General features: G+C 69.6%; 14 protein-coding genes. 3 read left to right on the top strand and 11 right to left on the bottom strand.

Annotated elements, in window-relative coordinates:
* Together D7V77_RS37530 and D7V77_RS37535 are read right to left on the bottom strand one after the other, a co-directional pair.
* Positions 1-495 (bottom strand): hypothetical protein (locus D7V77_RS37530; RefSeq protein ID WP_199733961.1); only part of this gene is annotated, 495 nt, incomplete at its 3' end.
* 27 nt (positions 496-522) lie between these two features.
* On the bottom strand, positions 523-1,440 hold the full coding sequence (locus D7V77_RS37535) for an AgmX/PglI C-terminal domain-containing protein (RefSeq protein ID WP_120581047.1): 918 nt from the start codon (positions 1,438-1,440) through the stop codon (positions 523-525).
* Between the two features lie 43 nt (positions 1,441-1,483).
* On the opposite strand from D7V77_RS37535, the gene D7V77_RS37540 reads away from it, so the two are divergent.
* A complete protein-coding gene (locus D7V77_RS37540; RefSeq protein WP_120581048.1) occupies positions 1,484-2,344 on the top strand; it encodes a tRNA pseudouridine(38-40) synthase TruA in 861 nt (286 codons plus the stop codon).
* Between the two features lie 9 nt (positions 2,345-2,353).
* On the opposite strand, the gene D7V77_RS37545 is transcribed toward D7V77_RS37540, so the two are convergent.
* The 9 genes from D7V77_RS37545 to D7V77_RS37585 all read right to left on the bottom strand — a co-directional run bounded on the left by D7V77_RS37545 (position 2,354) and on the right by D7V77_RS37585 (position 7,413).
* On the bottom strand, positions 2,354-2,518 hold the full coding sequence (locus tag D7V77_RS37545) for a ribbon-helix-helix domain-containing protein (protein ID WP_014396701.1): 165 nt from the start codon (positions 2,516-2,518) through the stop codon (positions 2,354-2,356).
* Positions 2,519-2,581: 63 nt separating this feature from the next.
* On the bottom strand, positions 2,582-3,121 hold the full coding sequence (locus tag D7V77_RS37550; protein ID WP_233597475.1) for a hypothetical protein: 540 nt from the start codon (positions 3,119-3,121) through the stop codon (positions 2,582-2,584).
* Positions 3,118-4,020 carry an ATP-dependent sacrificial sulfur transferase LarE gene (gene larE / locus D7V77_RS37555; protein WP_120581049.1) on the bottom strand — a complete coding sequence of 301 codons (903 nt, stop codon included), beginning with the start codon at positions 4,018-4,020 and terminating at the stop codon, positions 3,118-3,120. Before larE ends, D7V77_RS37550 begins: the two co-directional genes overlap by 4 nt.
* Positions 4,021-4,109: 89 nt before the next feature.
* On the bottom strand, positions 4,110-4,880 hold the full coding sequence (gene cysC, locus D7V77_RS37560) for an adenylyl-sulfate kinase (RefSeq protein ID WP_120581050.1): 771 nt from the start codon (positions 4,878-4,880) through the stop codon (positions 4,110-4,112).
* Between the two features lie 157 nt (positions 4,881-5,037).
* A complete protein-coding gene (locus tag D7V77_RS37565; protein ID WP_120581051.1) occupies positions 5,038-5,526 on the bottom strand; it encodes a Mov34/MPN/PAD-1 family protein in 489 nt (162 codons plus the stop codon).
* Positions 5,490-6,122: a ThiF family adenylyltransferase gene (locus tag D7V77_RS37570; protein ID WP_120581052.1), complete on the bottom strand. Its 633-nt coding sequence runs from the start codon at positions 6,120-6,122 to the stop codon at positions 5,490-5,492. The genes D7V77_RS37565 and D7V77_RS37570 overlap by 37 nt, the downstream gene beginning before the upstream one ends.
* 10 nt (positions 6,123-6,132) lie before the next feature.
* Positions 6,133-6,405 carry a ubiquitin-like small modifier protein 1 gene (locus D7V77_RS37575; protein ID WP_120581053.1) on the bottom strand — a complete coding sequence of 91 codons (273 nt, stop codon included), beginning with the start codon at positions 6,403-6,405 and terminating at the stop codon, positions 6,133-6,135.
* A gap of 4 nt (positions 6,406-6,409) precedes the next feature.
* Positions 6,410-6,649 (bottom strand): sulfurtransferase TusA family protein, encoded by a 240-nt coding sequence (locus D7V77_RS37580; RefSeq protein WP_014396694.1) that lies wholly within the window; start codon positions 6,647-6,649, stop codon positions 6,410-6,412.
* On the bottom strand, positions 6,637-7,413 hold the full coding sequence (locus tag D7V77_RS37585) for a HesA/MoeB/ThiF family protein (protein WP_120581054.1): 777 nt from the start codon (positions 7,411-7,413) through the stop codon (positions 6,637-6,639). The genes D7V77_RS37580 and D7V77_RS37585 overlap by 13 nt, the downstream gene beginning before the upstream one ends.
* Before the next feature lie 123 nt (positions 7,414-7,536).
* Here D7V77_RS37585 and D7V77_RS37590 point away from each other — a divergent pair, with 123 nt between their 5' ends.
* A complete protein-coding gene (locus D7V77_RS37590) occupies positions 7,537-7,956 on the top strand; it encodes a hypothetical protein (RefSeq protein WP_120581055.1) in 420 nt (139 codons plus the stop codon).
* Between the two features lie 90 nt (positions 7,957-8,046).
* Complete coding sequence (locus tag D7V77_RS37595; protein ID WP_120581056.1) at positions 8,047-9,330, top strand: sensor histidine kinase; 1,284 nt, start codon at positions 8,047-8,049, stop codon at positions 9,328-9,330.
* Positions 9,331-9,359 lie beyond the last annotated feature (29 nt).

The raw sequence follows: 9,359 nt of genomic DNA on the forward strand, positions 1-9,359 counted from the left end.
GGGCTCGGGCGGGGGCCGGGGGAAGCGCTCGGCGAATTCCTTCTTGAGCTCCGTGGGGGACTTCTCCGGGCTCCAGATGCTGTCGCGCAGCGACTTGTATTCCGTGGGGGACAGCTGGCCCCGCTCTTCCGCGTCGGCCAGGACTTCCACCACCTCGAAGGCGGGGGCCTTCTCCGGGAACTCGTGCTGCTGGAGCTCTTCCGGGGCCTCGTGCTTGGCCAGGAAGCTGAACGAGCGCGTGAGCTTGAGCGCCGTCTGCTTCTTGATGTGCAGCTCCTTGAGGCAGTAGGCCTCGAAGGAGGCGTGGCCCCACTCCTCGTACTTCGCTTCGTCCCGGACCTGGACGAGCAGCTTGCCCAGCTCCGCCCAGGTGGACTTGAAGCGCTTGGCGGCGAGCAGGACGGTGTGGCGGAACGTCCCCGGGGGGACGCTCATGGCCTTCTTGGCAATTTCGACTTCGGCGACAGAGGCGGACATGCCTGTTGTATCGGGCACGTCCGGAGGGTGGGCAAGAAAGTCGCCCTACCCCCGCTTGCCGATATTGAACGAGAGCCCCACGGTGGCGCGCTCGCCGTCGTAGGCCTTGAAGGGCCACTTCTTCAGCTCGGCGAAGAGGCACTCGAAGAGTGGGCCCTGCTTGAACTGGGGGTTGTCCACCCAGAGCTTGTTCACGCGCCCGTCGTTCCCGATGACGAACTCCATGGGGATCTTCGCGGCCAGACCGGGCGTGCGCTCGGCCTCTTCCTTGAAGCAGCGGAAGAGCTTGGACTGGTTGCCCGCGACGACGCGGTTGATGGCGCCCTGGTCGAACTGCTGGGCCATCTCCAGGCCGTCCGGATCCGTGGAGACGCTGCCCGTGCGAGGCGGCGGCCGGTTGCCGGCGACGGCGGCGCTGGCCACCGCGCCAGTTCCCGCGGGCTTGGCGGGGGTGCTGCCCTGCCCCGCGGGGCGATCCGGGCGGCGCGGGTCGTTGGACGGATAGGCGAAGAGGTCTTCGTCATCCCCGCGCGCCTGGGCCAGGCGGATGGTGGGCGGGTCCATGGTGATGCCATCGCCCTCCTCGGTCGCGCCGAACAGGCCATACACGGCGGCGTTGCGCGCCAGGTACCAGCCGGTGACGCCCAGCAGGAGCGCCACGCCCGCGGCGACGCCGGCCAGCACCTTCACCCGCTTCTGGTTGCGGGCCTGCTCGACGAGCATCGTCTGGGCGACGCGGCCCTGCGCCTCGAAGCGCGCGATGTGCACCTGGAAGGTGGCGGTGTCCCGGAGGTTGCGGAACTCCCGCTCTCCGGCCGGAGCCACCTGGCTGTCCGGGGTCAGCTCCCCCGTGTAGAGCTTCTCCACCACCTGGGACGCGGTGATGGGCCCCAGCACCAGGTCGCCCTGTCGGAAAAGCCACTGCCCATCACTGTCCATCGCGAGTTCTTGAGCGGCCAGCATTCGCGCGGGAGTATCGTGTTTCTCCCATCGACACCGCAACGCCGTGGCAAGGACCTCTCTCAGACGAATTCCCGCCGTACTGTGGACTTGGTATCGCGGCGGAAACTTCCGCGGCTTCCAGCGCCAGGTGGAAGGTCCCACGGTCCAGGACGCGCTCGAAAACGCCCTGGAGCAGGCAGGCTCACCGGCCACGGTGATGCCGTCCGGGCGCACCGACCGGGGCGTACACGCGCGGATGCAGGTCATCAGCCTGCGCCTCAATGAGGATGTCCCCCTGGATTCGCTGCCCGCGCGGCTGGCGCCGCACCTGTCCCCGGACGTGGGGCTGTGCATCGCGAAGCGGCCGCCGGGCGCCTTTCACGCGCAATGGAGCGCGAGCGGCAAGGAGTACCGCTACCACCTGACGCTGGGCACTCCGCCCCCGGAAGCCTGGAGGCCGTACGCGCTGGACGTGGCGGCGGATGTCACCCTCCAGGCAGGCCACCGGGTGACGCCGGAGAAGCTGGAGGGACTGCTCGCCCGCGCCGTGGGCACGCGGGACTTCACCGCGTTCCACGAGCGCTCCAGTCCCCAGAAGCCGCGCACGCTTCAGTCCGCCACCCTGCGGGAGCTGGGCGGTGGGCTCTTCGAGGCGCGGCTGGAAGGAGACGGCTTCGCGCGCTACCAGGTGCGGTACCTGGTGGGCAGCGCGCTGAAGGTGGCCGCGGGGCTCCTGTCCGAGGAGCAGTGGCACGCGGCGCTGGATTCGGGAACCGCCCTGCCCGGCTTCAAGGCCCCGGCGCATGGGCTGGTGTTGTGGGAGGTCCGCTATCCTTCCGCGGTGGACCCTTTCGGGCCCGGCGAGCGCCTCCACCCGCCCGGTCTGCCCGACGCGCCACCCTTCACGGGAGCGCCGCCGGGCTGACGTGGCGCTTCAGTCCACGAAGCGCGCTTCGTACTTCGCCAGCAGATCCGAGATGGCCTCCCGGAGGTACTCGCTCTGACGGATGCGCGTGGTGCGCGACAGCTCCTTCAGGGCATCCAACTTCTCGCGGTTGAGACGAAACACGACCGAGGTGAGGCGGGGATTCATGTCCAAGTGCGCAACCTCCGACAGATGCACACACCCTCTCACAATGTCGGACAACCTCAAGAAAACAACCTACGAGGCTGAACCCACCGGGATGATCCACTGCAACCCGGTGAAGAGCTCGGTGTCCGCGCGCAGTCCGGAGCCGAACCCGAACGTGAAGCCGAGCCCGCCGTACAGCGCGAAATGATCCGAGAGGGTGTGTCTGGCGCCGAACCCTATGCGAGGCCCCAGCCACGGCCCAGAAATCGGACGCACGGAAACGCCCAGGTCGAAGAAGGTCCGCCACGACTCGGATCCGAAGACGCTGCGGTAGCCGGTGATCAGCGCCAGATCCTCCCCCGGGCGGCCGGTGCTGCCGCGCGCGAGGAGGAACACCTCGTCCCCTCCGTAGCCCACGGTGATCGCGGCCCCCAGATCCAGGTGCCCGGCGAGTCCGGACACGGCGGAGTCCCCGCTGATCCGTTCGGAGTACGTGGCCCCGGGCCCCACCGTGAGGATCAGCGAGCGCCGGCGCGCGTACGGCCCATCATCCAGGTACTCCACGGCGGCGGCGGGGGTGGCCACCACCAGGCCCAGCGCGATCAGGAAACCCGAGGGGAGACCCTTCACCCCACCACCGGGAGCTTGAAGCCCTCGGACTTCCCCTGCCCTGCCCCGGCCGCGGGGGCGATGCCGGCGGCCTCGTTGAGGCGGCCGGAGCGGAAGGGCTCCAGATCCAGAGCCACGAACTTGAAGCCCAGGGACTTGAAGGCGCCGTTGATCCGCTCGCGGATGCCAGCCTCGAAGAAGCGGGGGTACTCCTCGCTGGCCAGCTCGATGCGCGCCACGTCCTGGTGGTAGCGGACGCGGAACTGCTTGAAGTCCAGCGCGCGCAGCTCCGACTCCGCGGCGGCGATCTGCAGGAGCCGGTCGCGCGTCACGGAGGTGCCGTAGGGGATGCGCGACGCCAGGCACGCCATCTGCGGCTTGTCCCAGGTGGGCAGCCCCAGCTTGCGGCTCCACGCGCGGATCTCATCCTTGGTGAGCCCGGCCTGCGCCAGGGGGGACACCACCCGGTGCTCCTTCGCGGCCTTGTGGCCGGGCCGGTGATCCTTGAAGTCGTCCGCGTTGAAGCCGTCCAGCACCACGGACAGCCCCAGCTCCGCGCGCTTCGCCTCGCAGAGGTCGTACAGCTCCGTCTTGCAGAAGTAGCAGCGGTTGGTGGGGTTGGCGGCGTAGTTGGGGTTCGCCAGCTCGTTGCTGGAGACGACGACGTGCCGGGCGCCCAGGCGGTCCGCCAGCTCGCGGGCCTCGCGCTCCTCCTCCGGGGCGACGGAGGCGGACAGCGCGGTGAGCGCCAGGGCGCGCTCGCCTAGCACCTCCGCCGCGATCGCGAGGACGAAGGTGGAGTCCACGCCGCCGGAGAACGCCACCAGCGCGCTGCCGTGGGCGCGCAGGGCTTCGCGCATCGCCTCCAGCTTGGGGCGGGACGCTTCACAGAGGGCTTCAATCCGCTCGGGGCTCAGCATGGGGGACTCCTAAAACGGAAGGGCCCCGGATTGCACGCGCATCGCGCGGGCAACCTGGAGCCCTTCGACAGTCAGGACGGCGGTGGGGACTACCGGGCCTTGCCCTTGGCGGCCTTCTTCTTCGCGGCCGGGGCCGGCTTGCCCACGCGGGCGGCGCGGGTGGCCGGACGCGCCTTGGCGCCCTTGGAACCCTTGTCCGCCTTGGGGGCCTTGGCGGCCTTCACGGCGGCGACGCGGACCGGCGGGTCCTCTTCGTCGCGGCGGGCCTTCTTCGGCGGCAGCGGGTTGGCCTTCATCTTCTTGCCGGTGATGGTCTTCAGCTCGTCCGTGGACATCAGGCCCAGGTCCAGCAGCGCCTGGAAGATCTTCGTCCCACCGTCCTCCACCGACTCCGAGTCGGAGTAGATGGTCACCTCGGGTGAGGTGGGCGGCTCGTACGGCTCCGTGATGCCGATGAAGTTGGGGATCTCCCCGTTGAGCGCCTTCTTGTACTTGCCGGTGGAGTCACGCTCGATGAGCTTCTCCGTGGGGCAGTCGACGTAGACCTCCACGTACTTGCCCACCGCGCGGCGCACTTCCTCGCGGCTCGACTTGTAGGGGCTCACGCAGGGGACGAGCACCGCCACGCCGTTGCGGGCCATGAGGCCGGCGACGAAGCCCAGGCGGCGCACGATCATGTTGCGCTCGTCCTTGGTGTCGCCGATGCCAGCCCACAGGTCGTTATGGAGTTCGCCCTCGTCGAGGACCTCCACGTTACGTCCGACCTGGCGGAGCCGGGCCGCGATGTAGGCGGCCGTCGTGGTCTTCCCAGTTCCGGACATGCCGGTGAGCCAGAGGGTGAATCCGTTGTTGGTGGCCATAAGGGTTCTAACTCCCTGCGTCCGGAGCGCTTCTTGCACGCGGCGTGGGACGCGGCAGATCCAATAGACCACCGCTTTATAGACGAAAACCCAGTCACTTGACAATTCGGACCCACCTTTCCGCAGGTGGGGTCGGTTGCAGGGCAAGTTCCCGCCCTTACACGGTTTTTTCAAACCTGAAATCCGCCAATGCAAGCGGAACAGTCTGAAAATCGCCCGCGCTCCAAATAGACCGGGAGGCGGAGGCGGCACGGCCTCCGCGTATGGCAACCACGACGTAGGACACCTGGGGCAGCAGTGGGATTCCCGAGGGAGCGGCCTGGCGTCGGTCCTCGGAGGAGAACACGGCGGGCGCGTCCACGTGCGAGTGGAAGACGCAGACCGCCGCCTCCTGTCGCGCGTCCGCGTCCAGGCACACCTGGAGCCACACCTCTGGGGCGAAGGCGTAGGCGACGTGCGGCGTGGGAGAGGTGTTGGGCAGCGGGACGACCCGCCAGGAGTCACCCTCCCCCGCCCCGCTCCGGAGGATCACGCCGCAGCCTTCCTGGGGCCACGCGGCCTCCAGGTGGCGGATCATCGTGGCGAGGACTTCCGGCGGGGCGTGCTGGATCAGGGCTTCGCTTCCGCCGCGGCGCAGCGCGAGCACCGGCGGAGTCCCAGGTCCGTCATCGAGCCCGGAGCGCTCAACCACCGGCCGCCCAGCGACGGGCCCAGTCCCAACCGCAGCCGCTGGAAGACGAGCGCGCCCAGGGCGCCCAGGGCCACGCCCATGGCTCCATCCGGTGGCGTGCCCAGGTGGCGCACCGTTTCACCGAAGCACCAGACGCACCCGTCCGCGCCCCGGAACACCACCGCGCCACGCGCGCCGTCGCCCCCCAGCGCGACCCAGGGGGCCTCTCCGCTCCAGGCCGCTGGCAGTTCCGCGAGCAGCCCGCCGCCGGGAGTGCCCACCGCGTCCGGGTTCACCTCTGGCACCACGCGCGCCAGCACCTCCGCCACGGGCTGGCCCACGTCATGCGCGGACGCGAGGAACCCCGGCGACCAGGGCCCCATGGTCAGCGATCCCACGCCCGTCACGGGAGTACCGCCGCCCGCCAGGTACGCCGTGGCCGTGAGGCCGGAAGCGCCCAGCCCGTCCACGCGCGCGCCGCCGGCCAGCAGGGCCTCCTGCCCGCGCCCACCTACGTCCCTCAGGAGGATCTGCCGGGAGTAGCGGAGAATCTGATCCTCGCGCAGCGCCATGACGGCCCCTTCAGCCCCCCGCCATCGCGGGGATGAGGGTGATCCGGTCCGCGTCCTTCACGGGCGTGTCCAGGGCCTTGAGCGCGCGCACGTCCTCGTCGTTGAGGAAGACGTTCACGTACCGGCGCACGGCACCCTTGTCGTCGAAGAGGCGCGCGCCCATGCCGGGATAGCGCGCGTCCAGGTCGCGCAGCACGTCGCCCACGGTGGAGCCGGTGGCCAGGACCTCGGACTGGTTGCCCGTCAGCGTCCTCATGGGTGTCGGAATGCGAATCGTGGCCATTGGCTCATTTCCCCCGCTTGCGGATGATCAACCGGTGCGTGCCGTCCCCACGTGGATCCAGGGACACCACGTCGTGGCCCTCGTCCTTCGCGCTGCGGGGCACGTTCTTCAAGGGCTCGTCGCCCTTGAGCAGCACCTCCAGCAGCGTATCCGGAGGCAGCGACTCCAGCTTCAGCTTGGTGCGCACGTAGGTCATCGGACACACCTCGCGGGTGATGTCCAACGTCGCCGTCACGTCGGGCATGCGGTGTCCTCCTGGGATGAAGGGAACGGGGGCAGCGTCTGGATGGCGCACCCCGGGCAGTCGGGCGCGCGCGTCACCTTCACCGTGCGCCCCTCCAGCGTCTCGCCGTCGAGCACGTGCAGCGTGGCCTGACCGCGGGGGCCCGTGGCCGCGCCTGCCAGCAGCTCCAGCGCGAGCAGCGCCTGCACCGCGCCGATGAGCCCCGCCATCGCGCCCAGCACACCCGCCTGCGCGCAAGTGGGCACCGCGTCCGGGGGCGGCACGTCCTCATAGAGGCACCGCAGGCACGGGCCGCCGGGGTCGATTCGCAAGGCCTGGCCGTTCATGCGCAGCACGCCGCCGTATACGAGCGGCACGCCGGTGAGCACCGCCACGTCCGACAGGAAGAACTTGGTGGCGACGCCGTCGGTGGCGTCCACCACCAGGTCGTGCTCGCGGAAGAGCGCTTCGGCGTTGCCCGCGTCCAGCCGCTCCGGCAGGGCCTCCACGCTCAAGCCAGGGAAGGCGCGCAGGAGGCCGGCGGCGGCGGACTCCGCCTTGAAGCGGCCCACGTCCTGGGTGCGGTGCCAGAGCTGCCGGGGGAGGTTCGTCACGTCCACCCGGTCCGGATCCACCAACGTCAGGTGGCCCACACCGCCCTGCGCCAGCGCGAGCGACGCCGGACAGCCCAGGCCGCCCGCTCCCACGACCAGCACCCGCGCGCGCTCGATGCGGGTGGCGTGGGGAATGCGTGCGTGATGGTCGGTATCCGGCGAACCGTGCATGGGACTGGTGCTCCGTGAGGAACGAACGAATATGGTGCGGCGACTCCACGTCCTGACTTCAGGACGCTCCCGAAGCCTTCCCTACCCGCCGCCGTCACAAGCGGCCCTCACCAGCCAGGACATATGAAAAACCTGACCGGCGCGCTCGTGTTTTCCACCCTGCTGTCCCTGGCTGTCGGCTGCCACAAGAACACCGGCGAGAGCCCGGACGCGGCCACGCAGACCGGCACCGTCAAGGAGGAGCTCCAGTCGGGCCGCGAGGCCGCTCCCCCGGAGGCCACCGCCGAGGCTGGCACGAAGGACGCGAGCGCCGTGACCTATGACTCGGGCGCCAGCGACCGCCTGGCCCTGGAGGCCTGCGTGGACGGCTGGCTCAAGACCCACAACCTGGACAAGTACGGCAGCCAGAAGGGCACCATGTACGCGGGCGGCACGCCCCTGTTCGACGAGCGCACCGGAGAGACGAAGGACCGCCTGGACTTCGTCCTCTCCCGCCAGCCGGAGGCCAAGAAGGCGTGCGTGGACGAAGGCGCCCCCAAGTAGCGCGTTCCCCTTCCGCACCCGCCAGGATGCTGACCTGGCGGCTTGCCGGGAATTCCGCTCCCCGGGAAGGTCCCGTAAGCTGCCGCTCGAATGGACAGCGACCTCCGACCCGGCGACGACCATCCGGCCCATGACCTGAAGGCCCGCGTCCGCGCCGTGCTGGAGCGCCGCAACCTCACGGACAACGTGTCCGCGGAGCAGGCGGCTGCCTCCTGGGAGCAGGACCGCTTCGTCGCCCGGGCCCGCGCGCTGTTCTACGCGCGGATGATGTTCCTCACGTTGGGCCTGCTCATCCTCGCGGTGCCCGCGTGGAGCGGCTACTTCGGCTTCAACGGGCCCATCTCGTTCCTGGGCTACTTCGCGATGCTCCTCTACAGCGTCGCGAACCTGCTCGTCATCGACCACCCGAAGGCGGGCCGGTGGGTGACTTACCTGTCGCTGTGCTGCGACCTGCTGATCACCGTGGTGCTCATCGCCCGGCCGCAGGTGGGCGGTGGCCTTCAGAGTCCACTGCTGGCGACGCAGCTGCTCTTCACCACGCTCTTCGCCATCCTCTTCCCCAAGCCGCTGGCCATCCTGCCGCCGCTGCTGGCGCTGCCCATCACCACGCGGTTGGATCTGCTGCTCAACCGCTCCGTGACGGCGGTGGAGCTGCTCACGCTGCTCTGGTACCTGGGGCTCAACTTCATCATCGTCTACGTGCTCGTGTATCTGAACGAGCGCGAGGCCACCGCGCACCGCGAGGTGGTGTCCCTGCAGGGCGACCTGAAGGAGCTGGCGGTGGTGGAGGAGCGCAACCGGCTGGCGCGCGAAATCCATGACGGCCTGGGCGCGTCCCTGTCCTCGATGATCATCCAGGCGGAGTACATCCTGAACCTCGCGCGCGAGGACGGGCTGCGCACGGAGATCCGCGAGATGAAGGCCACCGCGGAGGAGTCGATTGAAGAGCTGCGCCGCAACCTGCGGATGATGCGCGACGACTTCGAGCTGGCGCAGGGCCTGGAGGACTACATCAAGACCTTCCGCGACCGCACCGGGCAGGACATCCGCTTCGAGCGCACAGGCCTGACGCGCAAGCTGCCTCCGGACGCGCAGCTGGCGCTGTTCCGCATCCTCCAGGAATGTCTGTCCAACGCCGCGAAGCACGCCGAGGCGAAGGAGGTCCAGGTGCGCCTGGACTTCAGCGCGGAGGGCGTGCACCTGGTGGTCCGCGACAACGGCAAGGGCTTCGACCCGGGCCGCACGCCGCGCGGACACTACGGCCTGCTCAACATGCGTGAGCGGGCCATGAAGCTCGGGGGTTCCATCGTGGTGGACTCGGCGCCCGGCGCCGGAGCCCAGGTGGCCTTCTCCCTTCCCTGCCTTTCCGCCTGACACGCACCGGAGCCCGCCCCGTGGACCCG

Source organism: Corallococcus sp. CA041A, assembly GCF_003612075.1.
Classification (GTDB): domain Bacteria; phylum Myxococcota; class Myxococcia; order Myxococcales; family Myxococcaceae; genus Corallococcus; species Corallococcus exiguus.